This is a genomic window from uncultured Sulfuricurvum sp. (assembly GCF_937936435.1).
Lineage (GTDB): Bacteria > Campylobacterota > Campylobacteria > Campylobacterales > Sulfurimonadaceae > Sulfuricurvum.
Genome location: NZ_CALDDG010000130.1, coordinates 20,892 through 47,165 on the forward strand (window position 1 = coordinate 20,892; position 26,274 = coordinate 47,165).

The following is a 26,274-nucleotide window of genomic DNA, read 5'->3' on the forward strand; positions in this document are numbered from 1 at the left end:
TGTAACATGATTCGTTTAGGATCAACGGAGTTGGCGTACATTATCTTGCGGTTTCAACAGCAAGCGGAGATTGACTGTCGAATTTGACGTAGATCAGTCGACGTGAAGAGGAGTCGTAAATACGAAACAATGCACACTCTTTTCCAATAATGTCGCTGTGAATGAGATAGCGTTTATCGCCATCGATCGGAAGTGATATAGGCGATGCGGATTCCAACCGTATCAAGGTGTGTCCTTCTTGCAGGACTGCCCATACGACATAAGGATGATCGATACCGTACAAAGAGTGTTCCGATCCGATCAAAGAGGCGGTAATATAATTTTTTCCGCCGTTCGTTTGCAGTATCAATGTTTTAACACGGTCAAAATCGCTCCGTATAAGCGATACGACTCTATTTTTTTGGGAGAGGTGTTTTGCTTTAGCCTGATAAAAATCGACTTGGGTACGCAGATTGTCGATCGTACCGAAGAGTAAAACAGTAATGAGTCCGAATAAAACGATGGATATCAGTAACTCGATCAGGGTAAATGCCGTCCGTTTCACAGATTCCCTCCACCGATACGGAAAATGGTTTTTCGGCTGTTTGGGCTTTCGATGTGAATTTTTTGCAAGGAGAGCGTATATCCGCTCAGCGAAGCACCGGTAGAGGTACGTATATCGCTTCCCATCATGGGATCGATGATTTCGGCAGGAAAACGTTTGATCGTGAACGTGTAGGACTTCAGTGCCTCGGAAATTTCAGGATTATCGATCGTATAGCGTCCTTGTAGAAGTTCATAGGCATCCTGAGTATCGCTAATATTATCTGATATCATACTGCTGATGAGACCGCTCAGCAAAGATTCGTCATACGTTTCGATGATACGGGCACTGTGTTTTGAGGAGCTTGAAACGGCTTGTAACAGAGCAAGAGCCGTAATCGAAGCAAGTACTACCGCGACCAGTGTCTCCATAAGGGAAAAAGCTTTATTCGCGCGCATAATCATCACTATTTAGAGGATAGCGTGCGGCGGATAAGAGCTCCTCTTTTAAACGCTCTTCGCTTTGAGTGACAAACGGTTCATCTCCTCCCAACGGTGTATAGAGATAAAAAGTACCGCCGCTTTTGAGCAAGAGAAACGTGGATGTCCCGTCCGGGTAGAGGGTGTATTCGAAGCATCCTTGGACCATTTTGTCTTTTTCATCGGAGACAACCGCTTCCAGAGGTTCAAGATCGCCGAAACGGTTGAACCCGTATCGTTGGATCGACTGGTGTGCCGGGAGCTTGAGAATCGAAGACGATTGCGTTTCACCGGTATAAATACGGCAACTCTCGCACTCGTTGTCGCACAAAAGACGGAGTTTTCCATTGTAGTCCAATGCCAAAAGGGCTTTTTTGATTCCGTTAAGAGAAATGTTCGATGAGGTCACTTTTTCGGCCTTGATAGAAAAAATGCCTATGGAATAGACGATACCGACGATGGTCATAACGATCAGCAATTCAAAAAGGCTCATCCCGCGCCGGGCAGATCGCATCAGTGGCACTCGGAGAGTTTTTGATCCTTATCGGCATCTTTTCCGCCTTCTTTACCATCGCTTCCCAAAGAGATCAATTCGATAGCATCATCGGTATTGAGATACAGATAGTTTCGTCCCCACGGGTCTTTCGGAAGATTTTTACCTTCGATATAACCGCTGGAAGAGTAACCGGTATAGGTATCGGGATCGGGATTGTCGATCAGTGCTTTCAGCCCCTCTTCGGTCGTAGGGTAACTGCCGTTGTCCACTTTGAACATTTTAAGGCTTTCATTTAGGCTTTTCATCTGAACACACACCAATTTTTGTTTGGCTTCCTCGCTTTTGCCCGTAATATTCGGAATTACAAATGCTGCCAACAATCCCAAAATGATGATTACAACCATGATTTCTATCAGGGTAAATCCTCTGCGTACGCGTCTGCTCGTCATGCTTAATTCTCCGTGCTATATGTGAAAATATGCTTGAATTATAACGATTTGAGGATACGGCGTTCGTAATCTTTGTAACATTTGCTTTGTTAAGCTTCTGCTTATAAAACATGCAAAAAGATGAATTTTCGGATGAACAGACGCGGAATCGTCCTCATGATGACACTGTTGCTAATCACCGTAATGATGGGGATCGTTACTTTGGTATTACACAAAAATTCGCATCTTTCGGAACTGGCGGACAGAGGTTTTGTACAGACGTCGTCAATGCGTATCGTCAATGAACTCGAAAGCCAACTCCCTTCCTTGCTTTCAAACGTCAAGACGGCTGAAGATCTCGATATCGCGATGCGCATTCCGTTTCGAATCGAATCGGACAAACGAGATTTTATTTTGAACGCTACCCTGGCATCTCCTTATACCAAGCTCAATATCAATCGGCTCGTGAACGAAGATGGGACGATAAACGAAGCGTATATGAAAGCCTATATGCGGATTTTCGAACTCTATCCGATCAGCGACAGCGATACGTTTACAAAACTCATATTAGATAGTATTGATACGGATTATACGGAACGATTTGCCCAAAGCGAGATCGGGTGGAACCGCCCCGATTTTAAAAACGGTGCCATCGCCGATATGAATCAGTTTGAAGAGATTGTCGAGCGTTATCTGGCATTGACGCGGGATAAAAGCATTCTGCGGATACCGTGGAAAAAATATATCGGTTTTGAAGGGGAACGCGTCGATTTGAATGCGGCGAATCCTGAAACGCTTTCACTGATATTGCCGAATCTTTCTGCCGAAAAAGTGCGTCAGATGACTCTGTATCGAACGAAGGCATTTACGTCGAAAGAGGAAGCGGTGAGTGCGGAAGGTTCATTGTCCGATGTATTCGATACCTATTTTTTTGTATATGACGACACGCTCTCGTACGATCTTGTATGCGATCTGCATCTAGAAGAAAACAGCCGTTCGCAACACATCGTGTTTCAATACAACGTTTTAGAGAAAAAAATTCATGATGTCGAGTTCTTGTAAATGCGGATAAACAGCAACTTCATTACGGTAACGAAACAGATTGTACGTTCATATTGTCGTCGTTTACCGCAATTGGCACAGTGGCTGTGTCCGCCTCGGCCCCTTTACTATCTCGGTGAAAGAGAAACGTCTCCCGAAAGCAATGCGCTAGCGGTTATTCCGCCTAGCGAATATTGGGCTATGGAAGCCTCGTTAAACGTCTCATCGTCTTCCGAGGCGATCCGCTATGCCGCCGCGCTCTTTGATCTGGGATCACACTATCGGTATCAGGCCAAAAAAACGGGCGAGAACCGTTTTGTGTTGATCGCGTACGACCCTGCACGAATCAATGAGAAATGGCCGGACCTCATCGAGCGTTCCGAAAGGCTCAGAGTGACGTTTGCGCAGTGGATTTTTGACGATGAACCTAACCCGATCCGCTTGCCTAACGGACGCTATCTAAGTTGTTCTGATGGGATTGTGGTCGAGATGGACGGGGCGTATGTGAATACCGAACACGCGCTTGATCTGAGTGAAAGTCTGCAACGCCCCAGATACGATTATCCGAGTTTTTCCGCCGAAGCCGTCTCTTCGGGAACGATCTCTCCGAAAACGTTGAAAATGACAGCGGTTGTTTTAGCGCTTTTTCTTATCAATATCGGTCTTCAAATTTTTCAGACGCATACGGCAACGCGACAATTGATCCAGCGCTACGATACGCTTCTTGAATCGTCTCATCTCAGCAGTACGTCGATCGAACGGGAGGTGATATTGGATTCTTTGAAGCACAAAGAGGAGAAACAGCTTCGACTGCGCGAACAATGTTTTAAACTCAAGGATATCCCTATGGCAACATGGAAGGAAGGACCGCAGTCTCTTCCAAAACCTTCTGCGGCTTTGGCAGGAATAGTCCTGATTCCGGGCTCGAAACCCGGCGAGGCGAATCAGCTGCTGATCGACGGCAAAGTAAACGGTGCTGAGAGTGTACCGCCAGAAGAGAGTTTTCAGGAGTTGAGCTATGAGGGAAATATCCTAAAAGTGCTCGTGAACACAGACAGGGGCGAAACCCTAAAGCACGAGTTTGCTAAACGGTTTAAAAAAGCCCGTTTTCAACAAACAGGCCATCGTTTGGAGGTTCGACTGCCATGAAAAATCCCGCTCAAAAATCGTTGCTTATCGGTGTCGGTTTTCTCAGTGTTTTGATCGTATCGGGTGTTATCGGTTTGGTATGGGAAAATAGCCGTTATAACGAAATATTGGACTCATATACACAGCTGCAACGTCAGGCCCAAGAATACGAACGGATCAAAGAACGTCATTCGATTGCGTCATCGCAGGAGACCTTTGATTTTTTAAAACATCATCCGAAGCTTTTAAAAGAGGAGAAACGCGGAGGGAACTACGTTTTCGAATTCGATAATCTCTCCGCATCGGAATTCGATCGGATAACTAATAAAATTCTCAATTCGATGTTGACCGTCAAAAAATTGAGCCTGAAGAAAAACGGAAGTTCAAAAGGTTCGATCAGCGTGGAGATCGAATCGTGAAGCGCTTAGTTTATCTGCTTTATATTCTTGCGGTGCTTATCGTACTGATTCCGAAAGAAAAACTCTATTACACGATGGAGCGGTCGCTGGAACCGTATCATCTCTATTTTGCGAACGAAACTTTGAATAACCGATTTTTTTATTTTGATGCGGACGGGGTGAGTGTAATCCTCGATCATTCTGCGATTGCGACGATAGAGCGGATACGGATTGCTCCGTGGATCGTCTCGAACCGGCTGGTATTTAGTTCGATTGAAGTATCTCCCGAATACAAACTCTTTTTCCCCGGCAAGATTGATGAGATCGAGTTTGTCTATTCGCTGATCCATCCGCTAAGCATCCGGATCGAAGGGCGGGGCGAATTTGGGGAGTGTCACGGCATCATCGATCCGATTAAGGGAAAAATACGCCTCGAATTTGACCGGACGGCACAGTTGCGGGCCTATGCGGTACTTGTCTCCAAACTCCGCGCGGAAAAGGAGAAGCTTGTCTATGAATCCGATTTTTAACGAGAGCTTTCTAAGCCGTTTTAACACCTATGCTCTCCCGGTTGCGGTGATATGGACGCTGAGCTCTGCGGGAAGTATGTTTCTGTCCTCCGCACCGCAAGAAGGGTATGCTCAAAACGAGGAAGGATTTTTCGAGATATTTCGTTTCGGAGACAAGTTTGCTTTGCCTAAATACGTTCGGGGAGGGAAGGGCAAAACGGTTACGAAAACGACGCTCGTGCCGAGCCCCCATCAGGTAAAAGCGATATTCCGTTCCGAAGAGGGTTCGTTCGTGACGATCGATGACGGACGGGAGAGTCTGATCGTTCCGCTGCACGGAATCTATAAAAATACGTTTCGTCTGGTCGGGATGAACGATGAAGCGGCTATTTTTCGCGGACACGGCAAAAACTACCGTCTTCGACTCGGATATCAGGATAATCTGGAAACGGAGCAATCGGTGACGCTCACTCTGGACGATACGAATGCGGACGGAGAGGGGGAATGGCATACGATTACCCATACTCGTCTGATCGAAGGGATGAACAACATCCAAAATCTTTTAAAGACCATCTCTATCCGCGATGTACGCAGCGGAGACAAGATTGCAGGATTCAAGGTAGAACGTATCGCTTCGGATTCCGTTTTTGCACAGCTCGGGGTAATTCAAGGGGATGTGATCGAGTCGGTCAACAACAAGAAACTCGAATCGTATGCAGACGTATTGGGTGTTTATAATCAGGTACCGCACATGAAAAGCATCTGCATCACGGTAGTGCGCAATAATCAACATAAGGATCTTCTGTATGAAATCACACGCTAAATTTTTTGTGGGGTTTATTTTCACTTCCGCACTTTTGATCGCAGCTCCTCACAAACAGGAGAAGATCGCCTTGTCGGTGGATGGGATGAAGATCACCGACCTCATCAAACTGGTGGCGGCATCGACCCATCAGAATATCTTTATCGGCGAGGAGATTCCCGGTACGATCACCTATGTCGGAAACAAAGCGATTACGAAAAAAGAGCTGTACCGTCTGTTGCAGACGACACTCGAATCGAAGGGTTATACGTTGGTGGATACGGGGGGAGGATTTTTAAACGTCGTCAAGATAGCGGATGCTACGCAGATGAATCTGCCGTTTATGGAAAAAAGCGATATTCCGCAGATGCAGACGCGGATTTTCAATTCCCATTTCTCGACGGCGGAGAGTATGGGGACGAAGATCAAACATTTTCTGAGTAAAAACGGCAAGATTACCTTCTCAAAAGAGTCCAATGACGTGATCGTGACCGATTTCCCGGATACGATAGCGACGATCGAAAGAGCGATGAAAGTGTTGGATGTGCAAGATGCGACGATTGCCAATACTACCCATGTTATTCCGCTCAAAAACGCGGATGCCAAATCGCTGGTGACGACGCTTAACACGATCATCGGGAAGATGACTCTGATCCCCGGACAGCAACCGCCGAGCATCACGAGCGACGATGCGACCAATTCTTTGGTGATTATCAGCAGCGACGAACTCTATAAAAGTCTCGAGAAGACGGTTATCAGCCTCGATCATGACCGTCAGCAGGTATACGTTCGGGCGAAGATCATCGAGATCAGCGAGAACCGTTCCAAAGAGGTGGGAATCAAATACGGTCTTTCGGGGGGGAGTGTCGGTTCCAACGGAATGCTGTCGTTTGATACGTCGCTGGGGGATGGTACGGTGTCGGCGGTATCGCTTGATTCGGCACTGGTCAATGCCATCAGTATACCGACGCTTACGAGCGGGATCGCTTTGGGGGCGAACATCGCCCTTTTAAATACGAACGGAGCGGCAGATATCCTCTCGGAGCCCTCTATCTTGTGTATCGACAATCAGGAATCTTCCATCTATGTCGGTAAAACCGAATCGATCAGTTCGGGGACGACGCTGACGGGAACCGGACTGACGCAGGAGAACTATACCCGTCAGGATATCGGTCTGACTCTCAAGATCAAGCCCCGTCTCTCCAATGACAACAAAGTCCTCTTGGCGGTCAATGCAAAACTCGAAGATATCGAACCTAACTCCATCGTAGACCGTCCGAGTACAACGAAGAGGGAAGTGCTAACTTCGGCAATAGTCAATAACGGTGAAAGCGTCATCATCGGGGGATTGATCCGCGAAAAAAACGATCATGTCGATACCAAGGTTCCTCTGCTCGGAGATATTCCGGTACTGGGGAATCTGTTTAAAGATACATCCAACGCTCAGGACAAGATCAATCTCGTCATTATTCTGACCCCTTATATCGTTGAAAAGAGCGGCGATCTGAGCGGACTTCGCCATCAGCTCAGCGAGCTCGATGCCATCGAAGCGAAATATGTCGACAACATAACCAAAAATATTGAGAAAAAAGCCGATTCGAACCGATGATAACACTACCGTATTTGGATGAAACACGTATCGGATTTTATTGTCCCGATGAGGTCGATGTCGCTTTGTGCATCCGCTACTCCCTTTTGTTCTGCCGTTATGAAGAGGAGGCATACGCAATCGTCCCCGAAACGGAAAATACGGGTGCCTTGCAGCTCTACAACAAACTGGGCATGGAGTATCCGCTTGCGCGTTTGGGTAACGAGGGATACGAAAATCTCTATTTGAAGTTCTTGGAATACCGCACCGACAGTGAGATATCCCAAAGTACGGCCCATTCGGCCGAGCTGATCGACGAAGAGCTCTCCCTCGTCGATTTCATCAAAAATTCGGCCGATTTGCTCACCAGTGAAGAGTCCGCACCGATTATCAAATTCGTCAATACGATTTTTTATCAGGCAATCAAGCGCAAAGCGAGCGATATCCATATCGAGACCCATGAGAAAAAAGGGGAGGTTCGTTTCCGGATCGACGGCGCTCTGATCAAACATATCGATCTGGACAAAAATATCATCGATCTGATTATCAGCCGGATCAAGGTTATCTCCGCACTCGATATCTCCGAAAAGCGGCTTCCGCAGGACGGACGGACACAGGTTAAAGTTGCCGGGAAAAATCTCGACATCCGGGTATCGGTTCTGCCGACGTACCACGGTGAGCGGGTCGTACTGCGATTACTGATGCAGGCATCGTCAATCCCGACACTAAGCGAACTCGGGTTCGACGACTCCACGACGGCGCAGTTTGAAGAGCTGCTCAAATTTTCCCACGGAATCATTCTCGTAACCGGACCGACCGGAAGCGGAAAATCGACGACGCTTCATTCGTTTTTACAGCAGTTGGCAACACCGGAGAAAAATATCCTTTCGATCGAGGACCCGGTCGAATACGATGCGCCGCATGTGAGCCAAATCGCCGTCAATACCAAAGCGGGGTTGACGTTTGCAAGCGGTTTGCGCTCTATTTTACGTCAGGACCCGGATGTCATCATGGTCGGTGAGATACGCGATTCCGAAACGGCGCAGATAGCGACTCAGGCGGCGATGACGGGGCATTTGGTCCTCTCGACTCTTCATACGAACAATGCTACTGCCGCTATCACCCGTCTTTCAGACATGGGGATCGATAAGTTTCTGATCACTTCGACGCTGCTTGGAGTATTGGCACAGCGGCTGGTTCGCCGCTTGTGTCCGCATTGCAAAGAGACGGTGATTCTCAGCGATGCGGAGGCGGACGATCTGCATATCGAGTATGGCGTGAAGGTTTCCAAACCCAGAGGATGCAGCGAATGTCACCATACGGGCTACAGCGGACGCATAGCGATCGGAGAGTTTATGCTGATCGACGATGCGCTTAGGGAGGTGCTCAAAAGCGCCCAGAACGACCATGAAATCCGCCAAATGATGAAAGAACGCGGGATGAAGCTTCTCCCCGATCAGCTGATCGGACTGCTTAGAGAAGGGATTACGAGTTTTGACGAGATCATCCGTGTCGGAGTACGGGAAGCCTGATGGAGTTTTTTTATAAAGGGATCGATACTTCGGGAAAACCGGTCAAGTCTGCGATTGAAGCGGCTAATCTCGACGACGCGAAAAAAAGGCTTAAAGCCCAGGGGATTTTATTTTCCGATATTTCACTGAATGCATCTGCCATGGGAGCCGTTTTATCCCTCTTCAAGCGTAAAGAGATACCGACATCTTTGCTCTCGACGCTGAGCCGTGATATTGCCGTCTACCTAAACGCCGGGATTCCGTTGGTACGCGCGTTGAGTCTGATGAAATACCAACACGAACACAACAGCCGTTTGCAGCGTTTTTATGAGACGCTGATCGCTTCGATCCATGAGGGAAAAAGCTTTGCTCAGGCATTGGAAAATCAGGATTTTTTTACTCTGCCGACGTTTTATATCGGAACGTTGAAAATATCGGAGGACAGGGGGATATTGGCCGAAGTATTAAATGAACTCTCTTCGTATCTGTCAGTACAGGAGAAGATCAACAAACAGCTTCGGCAGGCAATGATCTATCCCTCTTTTATTATTGTGGTTTCGATTTTGATGCTCTCGTTTATGCTCAGTGTAGTGGTGCCGAAGATTACATCGGTCTTCGAGACGACGGGGCAGGCGTTACCGACTCTGACGCAGTGGATCATCGATCTTTCGAACCTTTTTGCACAATACTGGTTTGTGATGTTGGCAGGTATTACGATGCTCAGCGGATGGTTCATTTATCAGATGGCACGTAATCATACGTTTAAAAAAAGGATACACCGATTTTTACTCAACTTTCCGGTCATTGGAAAAATGATCGAAACCGGAGATCTGGCACGTTTTTGCACCATTTCGGCTTTGTTGATCCGTTCGGGAATTCCTGTTGTCAATACGATCAAACTCTCTTGTATTACCCTCTCTTCCGAAGTGATCAAAGAGGTATTCGAAGAGGCATCGGGCAAAATTGTGGAAGGGGCTTCATTGTCCAAAGCATTGCATCAAAACACTTTTTATCCAATCGATTCGTCTTTTATCGAAGCCGTATCGATCGGAGAAGAGACGAGTGAGGTCTCTTCGATGCTCGAACATCTCGCACAGTTGTATATGGAGGCGAACCGAGAACGAATCGGTGTTTTTCTGGCTTTACTGGAACCGACATTGATGCTTTTGATCGGTTCGATCATCGGCGTGATCGTCACGGCGATGCTGCTGCCTATTTTTTCGCTAAATCTTGGATAAATTCTAATCATTTTGTAACCAAAACGTTATCGCGCGGTAATGATCCAATATTACACTATGTTCGAAACTATTGCACAGCAAGTGGTAGGATTTTAACAACGGGAAGCACTCTGATGAAAAAAATAGCGACGTATTCGTTATGTTTGGCCGGGATATTGGGTTTTGCAGCATGCAATAATGATTCGGATAGCGCCGTTTCTACAGGATATCTGTATGATGATGTCGTAGGCGGATTGGAATATTCTACCGAGTCGCAAAGCGGTATTACGGGGAGCGACGGTAGTTTTAAATACAGACCGGGAGAAAAAGTCACTTTTAAACTCGGTAATTTGACATTGGGTAAAGCGACGAGCGCAGGTTCTACATTAACTCTTTTCGATTTAGCGACATCCGCAACAAACAGCGACGGTTCCCCTTCGAACGAAGTGGTCAATATGGCATTGTTACTTCAATCGCTTGACAGCGACCAAGATCCGAACAACGGTATTACGATCGATAGTACTACGCGTGCACAATTTAAAACGATTGCGGCACAAACACTCGGCGGCGGCAGCGATGTTACTCAGATCATCCATAGCGATGCGAACCTACCGTCCGTTACCATCAAAGACACAGATGTAGCTACCGATCACTTGTTGACGACGGTTGCAAAAGTCAAAGGGGCGACAGGGTTGACGACGCAGACGTACAGCTCCGGCAATATCACCGAGGTTACCAAATATACCGTCGATACGACCGGTTATGATCTCGATTACGCACTCAACGCCAAAACATCCAAACTCCCATTGGCAGTCGGTTCAGGGCTACGTCTAAAATCGAACTCCAACGGTACGATGGTATTTTACGGTATTACCGACCGCGGTGCCAACGGCGATGCTCCTGAAGGGGGTACGACGGATGTAACGATCAAAACTGCCAGCGATACGTATACGTTGAGTAAATCGTTCCCGATTCCGGCGTATGCGCCGAAAATCGCTGAGATTACTGTGAAAAACGGTAAAGCGACGGTTACGAAAACGATCGATCTGAAAGCCGATGCATCGACTAAAATGAGCGGATTGCCGTTACCTATCGGTACGACGGGATCGACAAGCGAGGTAGGGTTGAGCGCCGATTTGACATCGGTACTTCCGTTTGATGTTAACGGAATCGATCCTGAGGGGATCGATATCGACGGTAACGGAAATTTGTGGATCAGTGACGAGTACGGACCGTTCATTGCAAAAGTCGACCCGACGACAGGTATTGTCTTGCAAAAATTTATCCCGGGTGATGCGACGAATCCGCTTCCGGATATGTTGAAAAACCGTGTTCCTAACCGCGGAATGGAGGGGCTCTCTATCGATCAATCGACCGGATTGGTGTATGCAATCGTTCAAACTCCGCTTGATACGAATACCGATACAGAGTACAAAGGAGACGATACTTATTTGACGTTGGTCGAGCTTAATCCGGCGACAAAAGAGGTAAATCTATATGCCGTTCCGTTCGATAAATACAATTCTTCGACCAATCCGACCGGTTTTAAAGCCAGTAAGGTGAAAGTAGGGGACTTGACCTCTTTGGGTAACGGTAAATTCTTGATGATAGAGCAAGGTTCGAACGGTTCAGGCGATTTGATGAACAACATCGTCTTATTTGATATCTCCGGTGCGACGAAAATCGATTCATCAATGTATGCCGGACAATCGGGTTTAAAAAATATCAGCGGAATTACCCCTGCGACACGGACATTTATCGCCAATCTTCGCGATTTCGGATGGCTTCCTGAAAAAGCGGAAGGTCTGACGTTGATCGATAGTCAAACGATTGCTATCTCTAATGACAACGATTTCGGTATGGCGGCAGTGGCAAGTTGTAAAGTAAACGGTGTTGATACCGAACTTGATCCGAAAAAATTGAGACTCGATCTTACTGCATCAGTACCGAATCAGCTCAGTACGACCGAAAGCGTTACGTGCGACAGCGGAACAGTGAGCTACGGAATCATAAGCAATAGCGAACAAGAACGCCGCACCCGTCTATGGGTCATTAAACTCTCCAAACCCGCTACGGATTTTTAACTTCTATTTTTCTCCGTCTCTGCGTTGTGCAGAGACATCCACGTTTTTTGATCTCTTTTATATGGCAAATCGGTTAGAATTTTGTTGACTTGAAACATAATTTAGTACGTGATCAGAAGGATATATATAATGGCAACAGGGTTGGAATGGGACGAATCGTATCGATTGGGAATCGAGGGGATCGATCTTCAACACATACGGCTTTTTGAGATAGTAGGACGCATTGCCGCACTCGATGCGATCAGCTCTACAAAAGAGCAGCTTAAAGAGATACTGGGCGAATTGAGCGATTACATGCGGGAGCATTTTCGCGATGAAGAGAAATATATGCAAAGCATCAAATACCCCGACTACGAATATCATCATAAATTGCACAACGAAATCATCGATTTTGTCAAAACGTCCGTTTCCAATGCCCCCAGCATCGCAATGATACAGACCAAACTCAAATTTATTATTAAAAAAGCATTGATCGATCATATAGTCCAAGAAGATACGAAAATTAAATTGTATGCCTTAAAAGCCAATACATTTGAAGATGATTGCGTTATTGATTTGATTGGATAAATTTGTGTAATGATTGGTTGCGGAAACAGGATTTGAACCTATGACCTCGAGGTTATGAGCCTCGCGAGCTACCGTGCTGCTCTATTCCGCGACATTTGAAGCTATATCAAAAAAGAAGTGTTTTAAATATTAGAAGAAATAATATCTAGTATTGGTTGCGGAAGCAGGATTTGAACCTACGACCTTCGGGTTATGAGCCCGACGAGCTACCGGACTGCTCTATTCCGCGGTATAAAATATGGATGGGGTAGAGGGATTCGAACCCCCGGGTGACTGGACCAAAACCAGTTGCCTTACCGCTTGGCGATACCCCAACAATCTCGCTTGGAGGCCGAAATTATAGACATTTTTTAAAGAAATGTCAAGTGCTTCGCAAACAACGGAAGAAAAAAAGATCATTTTTAGCGTTGTGATAGATTTTTAATCCTTTTGCTCTATAATTGCCCAACTATATTAATAATAAAAGAGTTTTAAATGTCAGCAGTCCAACGGGTTTTAGATGCAATCGAAGAGTTTAAAAAAGGGCGGATGGTCATCATGGCAGATGACGAAGATCGCGAAAATGAAGGGGATTTGGTTTATGCTTCCGTTTTTTCTACCCCGGATCACGTCAATTTCATGGCGACACATGCAAAAGGGCTGATTTGTGTCTCTATCAATCCTGCCATCGCTAAACGGCTGAATTTGGAGCCGATGGTAAAATCCAATACTTCCATGCATGAAACCGCTTTTACGATTTCAGTCGACGCTACGGCGGCGACAACAGGGATTTCGACCTATGAACGGGATATGACGATCAAAATATTGGCGAATCCTTTGTCCAATCCTTCTGAACTGGTTGCTCCCGGTCATATATTTCCCCTCATTGCCAAAGAAGGCGGTACTCTGGTACGAATCGGACATACCGAAGGTTCTATCGACCTGTGCCGTTTGGCGGGACTTGCCGAATCGGCGGTTATTTGCGAGATAATGAAAGAAGACGGTACGATGGCACGCCGTGACGACTTGGATATCTTTGCCGCCAAACATAATCTCAAAACGGTGTATATTTCGGATATTGTCGAATTTCGTCTTGCCAATGAGACATTGGTAAAAGCGATTTCGGAAGAGGAAATCGAATTTTTCGGTGTACATGTCAAAAAATACGAGTTTGCGGATCATCAAGATAACAGACATACGGCAATCGTTTTTTACAAAGCAGGTGAGACGGCAAACGTCAAAGTTCATAATGTCGTGCCGGATATTGATCTGCTCTTGAATCAAAGCAAATACGCTCATCTCATCGATTCGATCAATTATCTCAAACACAACAGCGGAGTTTTGCTCTTTATCAATAAACCCCACCATCAACAAATAAATATGAAAGAGTACGGCATCGGAGCCCAAATCCTGAAATCTTTAGGAGTCAGACACATGCGCCTGATCGCAGAGTCGAAAATTTCCGATTTCGCGGGATTATGCGGATTCGGATTGGATGTTGTTGAGACAATTAATCCCACCGATGAACGTTAGTTGTTATTAAGGCGAGTGAGTTTAGAATTTCTCAGTACTGAAACGGAGGTATTTTTATGAAATTGAAATCAATTGCAAAAACTTTTTTGATTGCCGGAATGTTTAGCTTGGTCGCTATAGAGTTTACCGGATGCGGTGCCGCACATACTGCCATCAAAAAACGGAATCTCGATGTACAGACGAAAATGTCGGAGACGATCTTTTTGGAGCCTACAGAACCGAATCAGCGTGTTATATATGTTGATGTGCGCAATACCTCGGACAAAGATATCAATGTCAAGGAAAGTATCGTAAGTGCCTTGATATCGCACGGCTATACGGTCACTACGAGTCCTCAAAAAGCCAATTTCATGCTTCAGGCAAACGTGTTGCAAGTAGGGAAAACCGATTTGCGTGAAGCTCAAAATGCACTAGACGGAGGATTTGGAGGAGCCGTTTTGGGCGCTGCCGCCGGATATGCGATGCATGATTCGGGACGCAATGCGGCTGCAGGAGGCTTGATCGGTGCGGCGCTGGGCGTCGTCGGGGATGCCTTGGTGGATGATACATTCTACAGCATGATTACCGACGTTCAAATCCGCGAACGTCCGCTAGCGGGTGAGATGATTACACAGACTCAGGCCGCTAACATTAAACAAGGAAGTTCTACCAACGTCCAACAAAATATCCAAGGCGGGAGCGTCGAATGGAAAACGTATCGTACCCGTGTTGTGAGTACGGCCAATAAAGTGAATCTTGATTTTGAAGAGGCGCAGCCTGCATTACAGGATGCTCTTGCTAAATCGCTTTCAGGACTTTTTTAATCGTATCTGCCCCATGAAGGGGTAGATTAGCTTCGTTACGCTGAATCCTACTAAAATCCCCGTACAATCTGCAATCAGGTCTTCTACAGACGAAAACCGTGTCGGCAAAAATGCTTGAACGACTTCAATACCGATGCCGTATGCTATCAGACTGAATGTCATACGTTGAACGCTATGGCGATATGAGAGTGTATACAGCACATACAAAACAAAAAAAGCAGCGGCATGATTGATCAGGTCGCTGACCGATACGATAGGAGGCAGGGCGGAATAGTCGGGCAGTACGGCTAACGTTGAGATGGAAAACAGAGCAGTGTAGAAAAAAAAGCGAAACAGAAGCATCAGTTCTTCATAGCTTTAATAAACGATTCGTAGATATTTTCCAATTGGAGGTCTTGTTCCAAAATTTCAGTATTGTCCTGTACCATATAATGTTCGAGGACGGCGACACGACGAAGAAGATATTCGAACATCTCTTTGTTGATGTCGGGGAGTTTGTTGTGGCTGAAAGGGTCTTTGTCCCGACCTTTTTGGATAACGTGTGCCGGAATACCGATAGCGGTGCTGTTGTCGGGAACTTCGCGTACGACAACGGAGTTGGCGCCGATTTTAGAATTGGTTCCGATTGTGATATTTCCCAAAACTTTTGCACCCGAGCCGATAACGACGCCGCTTTTGATCGTCGGATGGCGTTTTCCCGGAGTAAGGCTAACCCCGCCGAGGGTGACGCCCTGATAAATAAGGACATCGTCTTCGATGACGGTCGTTTGGCCGATCACGACGCCGAAACCGTGATCGATGAAAACACGTCGCCCGATCGTAGCACCCGGATGAATATCGATATTGGTCAAGATTTGGTTGAATCCCATCAGAATACGGGCAATGGAGCGGAAACCTTTGCGATAGAGGCGGCTTGAGATGCGGTACCAGAAAATGGCCCACACACCCGGATAGTTGAAAAAGAGTTCGATTCTGGAACTGATGGCGGGATCATTTTTATAAACGTTCGAAAAATCTTCGGCTATTTCTGAAAAAAGTCCCAAATTCAATCCTTAGCGTGTGGTTCGCAGATACCCGTTTTGGTAGAGATACATTTCGAGTTTTTGAAGTGTATCACTTTTTTCTTCTTCTGTCCTAAAATCGCTCACGGCAAGTTTATTTTTAAGGTTAGTGAGAAGTTTAGAGGCATCGTATCCGATGTCTTCGAGAATATTGAGAACATTGTCCGATTCGGTAAAGTTTTCGATCTCGTATCCGGTATCGTTGATCAAAATCGTACACTCGCTCGGATGGGTGAAAAGGTTGTGATTCATCCCTAACGTTTCCTGATAGGCACCGACGTTAAAGAACGCTAGAAAATACTCTTCTTCATCCAGATCGATGTCGTGCAGATAGAGCGGAGTCTCAGGTTTGAACCGAATCTCGCCGTCGCTGTCGCAGGTGATATCCCACAAACTCGCGGCACGGATCGCCGGAATATCGAGACGATCCAGCGGCATGATCGGGAATTGCTGTTGTAAGCCCCAATAATCGGGGATACTTTGGAAAATAGAACTGTTAATCAAATAGCGCTCTTGCAGTTTGACCTGTAAACGTTCGATCTCGGGCATCGGATTATCCTGAGAAAGATAGAGCGATTTTTTAATGATCTGATGAACCAAAATCTCTGCATTTGAGCGGTCTTGCAAGTCGATGTGACCAAGATTGAACAGGGTCAAAAGCGATTCCATATGATCCAGCGCATCATGCATATACTCGATGCAGGTACGCGGAGAGAGGAGGGAGTTTAGTTCGCGAAGCTCTTCGATCAACGGCGGATTGTTCTCTTTGAGCTTGAGCGATTTAGCCTGATAATCGTGTGAGAAAAGCTCTAAAACCGGAGCGATCAACACAGAGTGCGAGGCAACGATAAAACGTCCCGATTCGGTAAAAATATCGGGGTGAGCGACACCTTTGGCATTCATAATTTCACGAAGAAGGAAAACGACACTGTTAGAGAACTCTTCGAGGGTATAGTTACGCATTCGGGTAGAAGTGTGCTGGGAATACTCGACCGCGAGACCTCCCCCGATATTGATGGCACGCAGATTGTCGGCACCCATCTTTTTCAACTCGGCGTATATATTTCCCGCTTCGCGCAATACCCGCTTAAGCGGAGCGATATCCTGCATCTGGCTTCCGATATGAAAATGGATCATCGAAAAATGCTCCAACATCTTGTTTTCCTGGAGCATCAGCATCGCTTCGATCAGTTCGGTAGAGGTAAGACCGAATTTAGCGTTCATCCCGCTGCTTTTCGCCCAAATACCGCTCCCCTCGGACTGGAGACGGACGCGGATACCGATATTCGGTACTTTTAGGCCGCAGGATTGGGCGACGTCGATGATCCACTCCAGCTCGCCAAGCCCTTCGATGGTGATCGTAATATTATGTCCTATGTGAGCGGCCATAAATCCGAGCGTTACCATCTCTTCGTCTTTGAATCCGTTGACGGTGATCGGCGAGCCGATAGGGGTCTTGGCCATCGCCAGTGCAAGTTCTGCTTTCGACCCGGCTTCCAGACCGTAGCTGTATTTCTCACCGTGTTCTACGATGGCATCGACCGCTTCGGGAAATTGATTGACTTTCAGCGGGAACACGGCGTGGAATTTTCCGGTATAGTCGTTCTCAAAAATAGCGCGGCGGAAGTTGGAATAGAGCGCATCGATCTGTTTGCCGATCAGGTGGGGAAACCGGAGTATCAATGGTCCGCGCAGGTTGGTTTTTCGGATTTGTTGGGTGATCTCGATCAAGGAAGGGGAACTTTTATAATTAACTTTGATCTTTCCCTGATCGATCATAAAGTTGTTTTCGCCCCAGATGTCTATACCGTATGTTTTCATCTCATGTTCCTTATGCAAAAAAATCGCTCAACGGGATAAGCGATTCGGTCTTTTCGACCAGATCTTTGACCCATATGCTGTTTTGGGTCAACTCATTTTCTCCGATAACGGCGCAATAGCGGGCATTGACCCGGTCGGCACCTTTGAGATGGGCTTTGAGGCTTCGCGGCTCGTATTCGACGACTCCCTTGGTACTGCGGCGTACTTTTTCGGCCGCCAGTAAAACGCTTTGGATCGCTTCGGGATCCAAAGTCCCCAGATAATACCCCTCGCGTTGAGCCTCAGGCATTACGATAAGCTCCATGAGCCGTTCGATTCCCAATGCAAAACCCACTGCCGGAGTCGGTTTGCCGTCTAGAAATTCGATGAGCCGGTCATAGCGTCCGCCGCCTGCAATGGCGCTTTGGCTCCCGATATTGTCGCTGACGAACTCGAATGCCGTTTTGGAATAGTAATCCAGTCCTCGAACCAGATTCGTATCGATCTCATAGGCGATGGCGTGATTGTCCAAAATCTGTTTTAGGGTATCGAAATCGTTTTGGCACTCGCCGCAGAGGTTGTCAATCAGTTTCGGCGCATTGACGTACAGACTTTGGCACGTCTCGTTTTTACAATCGAGAACACGGATCGGATTCGTCGATTTACGGCGGACACAGTCGCCGCAGATCGCGTCGCCGCACGATTCGATGAACGAAACCAATTTTTCGCGATAGGCAGGCATACAGTGTTGATCACCCAGCGAATTGAGTTTCAGCCGATAGCCGATGCCGAGCGCTTTTAAGATATCGGCGATCATCATGATCATCAATGCGTCTTCATAGACGGAAGCAACGCCGAAACTCTCCACTCCGAATTGGTGAAACTCTCTCAACCGCCCTTTTTGGGGACGCTCGTAACGGAACATCGGACCGTGGTAATAAAAACGGTGGATGCCCCCTTTTTTATCGAGCTTGTGTTGGACGAAAGCACGTACGACTCCGGCTGTCCCTTCCGGGCGCAGACATACGTCATTTTCACCTTTATCGGTAAATTGATACATCTCTTTGCCGACGATGTCGCTGGATTCTCCTACAGAACGTTTGAATAATGCCGTCTCTTCCAGCAGCGGCGTTTCGATGTAATGAAATCCATACCGCTTGGCGATGGTCGAGGCTGTAGTCAAAAAGTATTCGAAACGTTCATAGTCATCCGCTAAAATGTCGTTCATTCCGCGCAAAGATTGGATCATAAAGCTCCTTTGATCAAGGTGGTAATTTCTTGTGTAATTGTATCGATAGTTTGTGTCGCATCGATTACATGGGTTTGTATCCCGAGCGCAAATGCCGAAGCGATCAGGGCGTCCTGAATACGCAGCAAGTATTCGATACCGCGCGATTCGATGACATCGTGCTCTTTTTGGCTCAGACGGTGAGTCAGCTCTTCGGCACTTAATTTTAGGATAAAGACCGTATCGGGCAGCGTTCCGCCGGTTGCGAGACGGTTGAGTAAAACGAGGGTAGACTCGTCGCAAAGATCCTGTACACTGGCGTATGCCATACCGGAAACGGCGGAACGGTCACTGATGATCAGTTTGTTCATATTAGGCAATATTACACGTTCCGTATGCTCGGCGCGGTCAGCCAGGAAAAGTAGAAGTTCGGCCGTTTTGCTTTTTAGCTCTCCATGCAAAACCATACTGCGGATCTGCGTTCCGACGGCCGTTCCTCCCGGCTCTTTGGTAATCAGAGCATCAGGAAAGAGGGATGTCAAAGCTTCGATCTGGGTACTTTTCCCGGCTGTGTCAATCCCCTCTACCGCTATATACATGGTGTCGCCTCTGGCAATGTGCATGATTTCATCCCCCAAATAACATTTTGGACGGGAGGAGGGAGCAGATGTTCCGTTTTACCGTTGAATTTTAATAGATTGCGCACAATCGACGAGCTGATGAACGCATGTTTGAGTTTCGGCATCAGATAGACCGTTTCGATATTGGGATCGAGCGAATTGTTGAGATAACCGAGTTGAAGTTCGAACTCGAAATCGCTGACGGCGCGAAGGCCGCGTATCAAGACGGTAGCTCCGAGTGAATAGGCCAGTTCTACGGTCAGATTGTCAAACCCGACAACGGTGACCCGTTTTAAATCTTTAACGGCGAGTTTTACCATTTCTACCCGTTCGTCGAGGGTGAACATCGGCTTTTTTTCCTGTGATTCGGCAACGGCGATAATCACTTCGTCAAAAAGCTTTATCCCCCGTTCGATAATGTCGAAATGGCCGTTCGTGATCGGATCAAAAGTTCCGGGATACAGAGCAATTTTATGCATATGTTTCCATTTCAAACGCCATCTGAACAAAGTCCCGATTGGCTACGCTAACGCTGGGTTCTCTTTGGCAGAATGCCCACGCGCTGCAAGCCGCGCTTTTAAAATTTTTCATTTATCATCCCACCGTTTGTATAAATCGTTGTCGATACCGAGAAGATCGAACCATTTTCCGATCATAAAGTTTTCCATTGCTTCAAGCGTATTTTGCTCTCCGTAATATGCAAGTACGGGAGGTGCGATGACAACTCCCATCATGGAAAGTTTATGCATGTTTTCCAATGCGATGGGAGAATAGGGGATCTCGCGCGGTGCTAAAACCAGAGTGCGGCGTTCTTTAATCATCACGGCTGCGGCACGAGTGATCAGGTTGTCGGCGATACCGCAGGCGATTTTGGCGAGGGTATTCATACTGCACGGGGTCACGATCATCGCATCGGCACCGTACGAGCCTGAAGCGACGGAAGCCCATATTTCATGGTTTTGATGGATGGTCAGGTTCTCTTCCTTTTCCAGTACGATTTGGGCATGTTCGGAGAGAATCAGATGCTTTTGAATCGTATCAGGGAGGGCTTTTAGCGTTTTGATCCCGAGATTCGCACCGCTGGCACCGCTGATTCCTACGATCACTTTCATTGAAGTTCCACCCGATTGTCTCCGATCACTTTGGCTTTTGCACGCTTTCCGTCGTTTTTTTGGACTGTAATAATATCATAGAGTGAGCCTTCTTGTGTCGCTGTCGCAATAAACTCGACGATGACGGCACCGTTTCGTACTTCTACAACGACTTTTTCATTTTTCAAGACGAGAGGAGAGGGCTCGATATTTCGGATCGTTAGAAGTTGGGAGGCTTTGAGATTGGAACGGTAACGAGACGGAATATCAGGCAGTGTGGTGAGAGGTTTATCTTTGAAGGCTTGGAAAGGGACCGATTTTAAAATAGTGTTAAATCCGGTAATCGGCTCTTTACGGAGTACTTTTTGGATCGTATGGAGCACTTCAAGGTTCCCTTGTACCGTATAATCGAGATAATGGCGAAGCCCCTGTGAATCGAGAATATAAAAAAGACCGTTGTTGTTTTGGCAGGTACGATTATCAAAGTAACCCCGTGTATCTTTGCCGATAGAAGCGATATAACCGCGTGGGTGTATAGAGATTTCATCGATTTGCATGGAAGGGTAGCATTCGAGGAGAATCCGGTGCAATTGATCTTTTATCGCGGTAAAATCGACCGGACTGTGGCGTGTAAAATTGACGTATCTGACTTTGTCCGTCTCGACGGCAATGCCGTTGAGTTCGAACGTTTTGGCGATAACGTTGGCATCGATCCGATATTGGCTCTTGTCTGCGGGGATTTTAAGAATTTCAAATTTGGAAGAGAGATCGGGAAACAGATCATTCGAAAAGACGACATCTCTTTCAAATTCGTAATTTTCCTGCAATTCATAACCGAACAAAGGTATAAAAAAAAGGAATAAGCATAGTATTTTAATCATCCGGCAATTGTAACATACGATTAAGTTGTTTTTTTATCCCGTTTAGGTTATTCTGCTGTTATATGCTAAATGAACGGTGATTCATGGTCGTGTTTAACAATAATGATTATTTGGATGAGTTAAGTACTGAAGAGAAAAGACTCATCCGTGACGAGCAGGTTAAAATCGCTTACAATCAGATTCTTCCCTCGATCGTTCCGCTCTTTATCGGTGGAGCCGCAATCGTTTATTTTTACAGTGATACGGCGGTAAAAGAATATGTTTTTTTGTGGTTTGCAATCGTATGTTTAACCCTCTTATGGCGTATTTTCTTGGTTTTTCAGTTTCGTAAACGTTCCATACTCAGTACGATTGATTGGGAATATCAATTCAATCTCATGATGCTTGTTTCCGCATTTACATGGGGAATATCGGCTTTATTTATTAATAATTCTTTGAATCCGTTCGATCAATTTTTTCTCATGTTTATGCTAGCGGGGATAGGTTCAGTGGCATCCGGCACTCTTGCGTCTCTTCCTTCTTTGGTATCTGCTTTTTTGGTAATGCTGATCGCTCCGATGTTTTTTACGATCATAGGTATTGGAGGCGATGAGCACTACGTGATGGCGGGGATGATTGCCGCTTTTTTATTGTTGTTGATTATTGCGTCGAAACGGGTTTATATCAATATCGTCAATGCACTGAAATCGAAACTGCTGCATCAAAAAGCAACGGATGCCTTGGCCCTTTCGGAAGAGCATTTCGAGACGATTTTTAAAGATGCCCCTGCCGGGATTTTTTATTATAATACCGATTTGATGATTATCGATTCCAATGCGGAGATGATGAATATTCTCCGTATCGACCGAAATATGATGATAGGTCTGGATCTCAAAGCACTTCCCGATTCCAGTCTGTATATGGCTCTGAGTAATCCTATCGGAGGACATAAAGGGTATTATGAAGGGCCCTATAAAACCAGATTTATGGGACTGGATTTGTGGATCGTTCTGCAAACTTCGCCGATTTATGATATGAAACGCAATATTATCGGAGGAGTAGCGATCGTGAACGATGTGACCGATCGCATTATGGCCGAAGAGAAAATGAAACATCAAGCCTATTTCGATGCGTTAACCGATATCCCGAATCGGATATTGCTCAAAGATCGGATCGAACAGGCATTGGCGATGTATCGTCGTACGCGCAATCTTTTGGCAATCTTGTTTTTGGATTTGGACCATTTTAAAAGTGTCAATGACTCACTGGGGCATCATGTCGGCGATATGTTGCTGATCGAGACGGCCGAACGTCTCAAACGGGTATGCCGGGAAGGGGATACGGTAGCGAGACTGGGGGGCGATGAATTTATCATATTGCTCGGACAGCTGGGAACAGACCCGCACAGTGCCGCTTCACACGCCGAGTCGGTTGCTGAAAAAATCCATCAGGCACTGGCAGTACCGTTTGTGCTTGAGTCAAATGATCCTATTGCGACGACATCGAGTATCGGGATCGCTATCGTGAGTTCCAAAGAACAAAATGCGGACGATTTGCTCAAATATGCCGATACGGCTATGTATCAGGCCAAAAAAGAGGGACGGCATACGACCCGCTTTTATCAAGAACAGATGGATCAATGGATCAAGAAACGTTTGTATATGGAGAATGGGCTGCGTCACGCAATCAAGAACGGTGAACTTGAACTTTATTATCAGCCGGTGATCGAAATCGACACCCAGAGAATTATCGGAGCCGAAGCGCTGTTGCGATGGAATCATCCGGAACTTGGATTGATTATGCCGGATGAGATTATCGATATAGCCGAAGAGAGCGGTTTGATCGTCTCTATCGGAGAATGGGTGATACAACGCGCATGCTTACAGTTATTGGAATGGAATAGCGGGCGTTTGGAAGATGAAAAAATCCAGCGGATCGCGATTAACGTCAGTGCGATCCAGTTTCGTCAAAGAGAGTTTGTCGAGAGAGTCATAGCCATTATCGCAGAGTCAGGGATCGATCCTTCGATGGTAGAGATCGAATTAACCGAATCGATCATCATCGATTCGATCGATACCGTTATCGAAAAAATGGAGAAACTTCGTGCTTTCGGCATCGGAATATCGATGGACGATTTCGGTACGGGGTATTCGTCGTTGGCATATCTCAAGCGGCTTCCGTTTACGACACTGAAAATCGACCGCAGTTTCATACGCGACATAATGAGTGATAATGACGATGCGGCATTAGTCGAGACGATACTTTCGATTGCACTGATTTTCAATCTCGACGTTATCGCCGAAGGGGTAGAGACGATAGAGCAGTTTGAATTTTTGCATCGTCATCAATGCCGCTATTTTCAGGGCTATCTGTGCAGCAAGCCGATCCGGGCCGCAAATTTCGAATTATTGCTTGAAAATGACGTACAAAGATGCCAAGCCCTATAATAGGCGTTTTTGTAATCTTTTTGTAGCTTTGTTTACACCATTTTTACACTCTTTCTGATACTATAATGCTCGAAGTTACTATCATGTTACTGTTCTGACGCTACTATAAAATCTTCATATAAAACAGCAAAATAGTGATTGCATACCGTAATAAGGGAAAAACGTGGATTATGCCGATTCCGCATCTTATCGTCTGGAAAATATTGAACGTGAAATTCGTGACGGACAGATAGCAATCGCTTTTCGTCAGCTTCCCTCGGCATTATTGACGATGATTTTTATATCCTTTCTTCTCAGCGTTATCCAATGGAGCGTTATCGACCATACGATTCTCATCGTCTGGTTAGTCTTGCAATTGGGTGTCGCTGCATGGCGTTACGGGTTGTATCGGCGGTTTGTAAGAGACTTTTCTGCCGATACGGCCGATAAGATGAAAAAAATGTTTATGAAGGGACTCGTCGTATCGTCAATCGTATTCGGCAGCGCGTCTATTTTCCTTTTTCCTTCACACGATATCGTTCACCAGGCGCTTTTATCTTTTGTATTTGCGGGGATGAGCGCAGGAGCGACTACGACGTTATCATCGCTTAAACATGCCGTAGCCGTTTTTTTAGCGCTAACCCTTTTTCCGCTGATGGTTTCGCTTATATTGGAACATACCTATACTCACACACTGATGTTTGTGATGGTCGGCCTCTTTTGGTTTATGCTTTTTGTTATTTCGAGACGCCTTTACAATTATATTCATCAATCTCTCTCTTCGAAGATGCTTTATCAAAGCACATTTAAAGAGCTGCAATGTACGGAAGAGAGGTTCACGACAATTTTTAAACAAGCTCCCGTCGGTATTTTCTACTACGATAATGCATGTGTGATTTTAGAAGTTAACAATGCAATGGCACATATTCTTAACACTTCTGAAAAGATATTGGTCGGACTCGATATGAACCATCTATCGGATAAGCGGTTAATACCGACGATTACAGCTGTGCTGAGAGGAGAAGACGGCAATTATATCGGTCCTTACCATTCGACGCTCAGCAGTCTGGACCTGCATATCGTATTGCATACATCTCCGGTGTATGACGAAGCGCGTAATATTATCGGAGGGGTCGGAATAGCGATGGACATTACCGAACGGGTTGATTCGGAAAATACGATTCGACATTTAGTCTATTATGATGCACTGACCGATATCCCGAACCGGTTTTTATTGATGGAACGGATACAACAGGCTCTAATCCGCTGCAAACGTAATCAAAACATAGCGGCTTTAATGTTCATTAATCTGGATCGTTTTAAAACGATAAACGACTCATTGGGACACAATATCGGAGATGAAATTCTAAAAGATGTTGTACAGAGGATTCAACAAAACGTTCGAGAGGAAGATACCGTTGCCCGCGTCGGCGGAGATGAGTTTGTTGTTTTGCTGTTAAACTCGGGCACGGGGTTTGAACAGGCCACTTCGAATACCGAACGCATTGCCGAAAAAATTCATCAGGCGATTGCCGTGCCGTTTCACGTTGAGGGGCATACGCTCAATGTAACGTCGAGTATCGGGATCGCTTTCGTCCAAAATGAGAATGAGAGTGCAAACGATCTGCTAAAACATGCCGATGCGGCGATGAGTCATGCCAAAAAAGAGGGGAAAAATACTACCCGTTTCTATCAAAGCCATATGGATGAATGGATTAAAAAACGGCTCTTTTTGGAACGAGAGCTGCGCCATGCGGTTGAAAACGGTGAGCTTGAACTTTATTATCAACCGGTTATCGAGATCGAAACGCGTAAAATAATCGGGGCAGAAGCGTTGTTGCGATGGAATCATCCGAAATTGGGGCTGGTGATGCCGGACGATATGATCAGCATCGCTGAAGAGAGCGGCTTGATCGTCCCCATCGGCGAATGGGTATTGCTGAGTGCATGCCGCCAGTGTGTCGAATGGAAAAGCAAGCCTCCCCGAGGTGAACAAATTACCAAAATCGCCGTGAATGTCAGTGCCTTGCAGTTTAAACAGCATAATTTTGTGGAAGATCGGAAGAGCGTCGTGTAGGGAAAGAGTGTAGATCTCGGTGGTC

Annotated in this window: 25 protein-coding genes and 3 tRNA genes; 13 read left to right on the forward strand and 15 right to left on the reverse strand. The window is 46.2% G+C overall.

Features of this window, described 5'->3' with window-relative positions; all coding sequences use genetic code 11:
* Positions 1–40: 40 nt before the first annotated feature.
* Genes Q0389_RS12290 through gspG form a run of 4 tightly spaced genes read right to left on the reverse strand, consistent with a single transcriptional unit; the run spans position 41 to position 1,947 of the window.
* Positions 41–544 carry a type II secretion system protein J gene (locus tag Q0389_RS12290; protein ID WP_298694565.1) on the reverse strand — a complete coding sequence of 168 codons (504 nt, stop codon included), beginning with the start codon at positions 542–544 and terminating at the stop codon, positions 41–43.
* Positions 541–981, reverse strand: a complete 441-nt coding sequence (locus tag Q0389_RS12295) for a type II secretion system protein (protein WP_298694568.1) — start codon at positions 979–981, stop codon at positions 541–543. Before Q0389_RS12295 ends, Q0389_RS12290 begins: the two co-directional genes overlap by 4 nt.
* Positions 968–1,516, reverse strand: a complete 549-nt coding sequence (locus Q0389_RS12300) for a type II secretion system protein (RefSeq protein WP_298694569.1) — start codon at positions 1,514–1,516, stop codon at positions 968–970. The genes Q0389_RS12295 and Q0389_RS12300 overlap by 14 nt, the downstream gene beginning before the upstream one ends.
* The gene (gene gspG, locus Q0389_RS12305) at positions 1,516–1,947 is read right to left on the reverse strand and encodes a type II secretion system major pseudopilin GspG (protein ID WP_298694570.1); all 432 of its coding nucleotides are present in this window, start codon (positions 1,945–1,947) and stop codon (positions 1,516–1,518) included. Before gspG ends, Q0389_RS12300 begins: the two co-directional genes overlap by 1 nt.
* Positions 1,948–2,079: 132 nt before the next feature.
* On the opposite strand from gspG, the gene Q0389_RS12310 reads away from it, so the two are divergent.
* From Q0389_RS12310 to Q0389_RS12355, 10 genes are all read left to right on the forward strand, one after another.
* On the forward strand, positions 2,080–2,988 hold the full coding sequence (locus Q0389_RS12310; RefSeq protein ID WP_298694571.1) for a hypothetical protein: 909 nt from the start codon (positions 2,080–2,082) through the stop codon (positions 2,986–2,988).
* Positions 2,989–4,116, forward strand: a complete 1,128-nt coding sequence (locus Q0389_RS12315) for a hypothetical protein (RefSeq protein ID WP_298694573.1) — start codon at positions 2,989–2,991, stop codon at positions 4,114–4,116.
* Positions 4,113–4,514 (forward strand): hypothetical protein, encoded by a 402-nt coding sequence (locus tag Q0389_RS12320; RefSeq protein ID WP_298694575.1) that lies wholly within the window; start codon positions 4,113–4,115, stop codon positions 4,512–4,514. The genes Q0389_RS12315 and Q0389_RS12320 overlap by 4 nt, the downstream gene beginning before the upstream one ends.
* Complete coding sequence (locus tag Q0389_RS12325; protein ID WP_298694576.1) at positions 4,511–5,023, forward strand: hypothetical protein; 513 nt, start codon at positions 4,511–4,513, stop codon at positions 5,021–5,023. Before Q0389_RS12320 ends, Q0389_RS12325 begins: the two co-directional genes overlap by 4 nt.
* Positions 5,007–5,825, forward strand: a complete 819-nt coding sequence (locus tag Q0389_RS12330; RefSeq protein WP_298694578.1) for a hypothetical protein — start codon at positions 5,007–5,009, stop codon at positions 5,823–5,825. Before Q0389_RS12325 ends, Q0389_RS12330 begins: the two co-directional genes overlap by 17 nt.
* The gene (locus tag Q0389_RS12335; RefSeq protein WP_298694580.1) at positions 5,809–7,413 is read left to right on the forward strand and encodes a secretin N-terminal domain-containing protein; all 1,605 of its coding nucleotides are present in this window, start codon (positions 5,809–5,811) and stop codon (positions 7,411–7,413) included. Before Q0389_RS12330 ends, Q0389_RS12335 begins: the two co-directional genes overlap by 17 nt.
* Positions 7,410–8,924 carry a GspE/PulE family protein gene (locus Q0389_RS12340; protein WP_298694582.1) on the forward strand — a complete coding sequence of 505 codons (1,515 nt, stop codon included), beginning with the start codon at positions 7,410–7,412 and terminating at the stop codon, positions 8,922–8,924. The genes Q0389_RS12335 and Q0389_RS12340 overlap by 4 nt, the downstream gene beginning before the upstream one ends.
* A complete protein-coding gene (locus Q0389_RS12345; protein ID WP_298694584.1) occupies positions 8,924–10,141 on the forward strand; it encodes a type II secretion system F family protein in 1,218 nt (405 codons plus the stop codon). Before Q0389_RS12340 ends, Q0389_RS12345 begins: the two co-directional genes overlap by 1 nt.
* Before the next feature lie 113 nt (positions 10,142–10,254).
* Positions 10,255–12,204 carry an esterase-like activity of phytase family protein gene (locus Q0389_RS12350; RefSeq protein ID WP_298694585.1) on the forward strand — a complete coding sequence of 650 codons (1,950 nt, stop codon included), beginning with the start codon at positions 10,255–10,257 and terminating at the stop codon, positions 12,202–12,204.
* 129 nt (positions 12,205–12,333) lie between these two features.
* Positions 12,334–12,771: a bacteriohemerythrin gene (locus Q0389_RS12355; protein ID WP_298694587.1), complete on the forward strand. Its 438-nt coding sequence runs from the start codon at positions 12,334–12,336 to the stop codon at positions 12,769–12,771.
* Between the two features lie 14 nt (positions 12,772–12,785).
* On the opposite strand, the gene Q0389_RS12360 is transcribed toward Q0389_RS12355, so the two are convergent.
* From Q0389_RS12360 to Q0389_RS12370, 3 genes are all read right to left on the reverse strand, one after another.
* Positions 12,786–12,862, reverse strand: a tRNA-Met gene (locus Q0389_RS12360).
* 61 nt (positions 12,863–12,923) lie between these two features.
* Positions 12,924–13,000, reverse strand: a tRNA-Met gene (locus tag Q0389_RS12365).
* A 10-nt stretch (positions 13,001–13,010) separates the two neighbouring features.
* Positions 13,011–13,085 (reverse strand) — tRNA-Gln (locus Q0389_RS12370).
* A gap of 160 nt (positions 13,086–13,245) precedes the next feature.
* On the opposite strand from Q0389_RS12370, the gene Q0389_RS12375 reads away from it, so the two are divergent.
* Entirely contained in the window at positions 13,246–14,283 is a 1,038-nt protein-coding gene (locus Q0389_RS12375; protein WP_298694588.1) for a bifunctional 3,4-dihydroxy-2-butanone 4-phosphate synthase/GTP cyclohydrolase II, read from the forward strand.
* Between the two features lie 56 nt (positions 14,284–14,339).
* Positions 14,340–15,086 carry a complement resistance protein TraT gene (locus Q0389_RS12380; protein ID WP_298694590.1) on the forward strand — a complete coding sequence of 249 codons (747 nt, stop codon included), beginning with the start codon at positions 14,340–14,342 and terminating at the stop codon, positions 15,084–15,086.
* Here the strand turns inward: Q0389_RS12380 and Q0389_RS12385 are convergent.
* The 8 genes from Q0389_RS12385 to flgA all read right to left on the reverse strand — a co-directional run bounded on the left by Q0389_RS12385 (position 15,072) and on the right by flgA (position 21,767).
* Entirely contained in the window at positions 15,072–15,428 is a 357-nt protein-coding gene (locus Q0389_RS12385) for a VanZ family protein (protein WP_298694593.1), read from the reverse strand. The genes Q0389_RS12380 and Q0389_RS12385 overlap by 15 nt on opposite strands.
* Entirely contained in the window at positions 15,428–16,129 is a 702-nt protein-coding gene (cysE, locus tag Q0389_RS12390) for a serine O-acetyltransferase (RefSeq protein ID WP_298694594.1), read from the reverse strand. Before cysE ends, Q0389_RS12385 begins: the two co-directional genes overlap by 1 nt.
* Before the next feature lie 9 nt (positions 16,130–16,138).
* On the reverse strand, positions 16,139–17,968 hold the full coding sequence (speA, locus tag Q0389_RS12395; RefSeq protein ID WP_298694595.1) for a biosynthetic arginine decarboxylase: 1,830 nt from the start codon (positions 17,966–17,968) through the stop codon (positions 16,139–16,141).
* Between the two features lie 10 nt (positions 17,969–17,978).
* Entirely contained in the window at positions 17,979–19,196 is a 1,218-nt protein-coding gene (gene hisS / locus Q0389_RS12400) for a histidine--tRNA ligase (protein WP_298694597.1), read from the reverse strand.
* The gene (gene tmk, locus Q0389_RS12405; RefSeq protein WP_298694599.1) at positions 19,193–19,774 is read right to left on the reverse strand and encodes a dTMP kinase; all 582 of its coding nucleotides are present in this window, start codon (positions 19,772–19,774) and stop codon (positions 19,193–19,195) included. The genes hisS and tmk overlap by 4 nt, the downstream gene beginning before the upstream one ends.
* Positions 19,765–20,274: a pantetheine-phosphate adenylyltransferase gene (gene coaD, locus Q0389_RS12410; RefSeq protein WP_298694600.1), complete on the reverse strand. Its 510-nt coding sequence runs from the start codon at positions 20,272–20,274 to the stop codon at positions 19,765–19,767. Before coaD ends, tmk begins: the two co-directional genes overlap by 10 nt.
* Positions 20,275–20,382: 108 nt before the next feature.
* Positions 20,383–20,907 (reverse strand): UbiX family flavin prenyltransferase, encoded by a 525-nt coding sequence (locus Q0389_RS12415; RefSeq protein WP_298694603.1) that lies wholly within the window; start codon positions 20,905–20,907, stop codon positions 20,383–20,385.
* Positions 20,904–21,767: a flagellar basal body P-ring formation chaperone FlgA gene (flgA, locus tag Q0389_RS12420; RefSeq protein ID WP_298694605.1), complete on the reverse strand. Its 864-nt coding sequence runs from the start codon at positions 21,765–21,767 to the stop codon at positions 20,904–20,906. Before flgA ends, Q0389_RS12415 begins: the two co-directional genes overlap by 4 nt.
* Positions 21,768–21,850: 83 nt before the next feature.
* Here flgA and Q0389_RS12425 point away from each other — a divergent pair, with 83 nt between their 5' ends.
* On the forward strand, positions 21,851–24,193 hold the full coding sequence (locus tag Q0389_RS12425; RefSeq protein ID WP_298694608.1) for an EAL domain-containing protein: 2,343 nt from the start codon (positions 21,851–21,853) through the stop codon (positions 24,191–24,193).
* Positions 24,194–26,274: the final 2,081 nt, after the last annotated feature.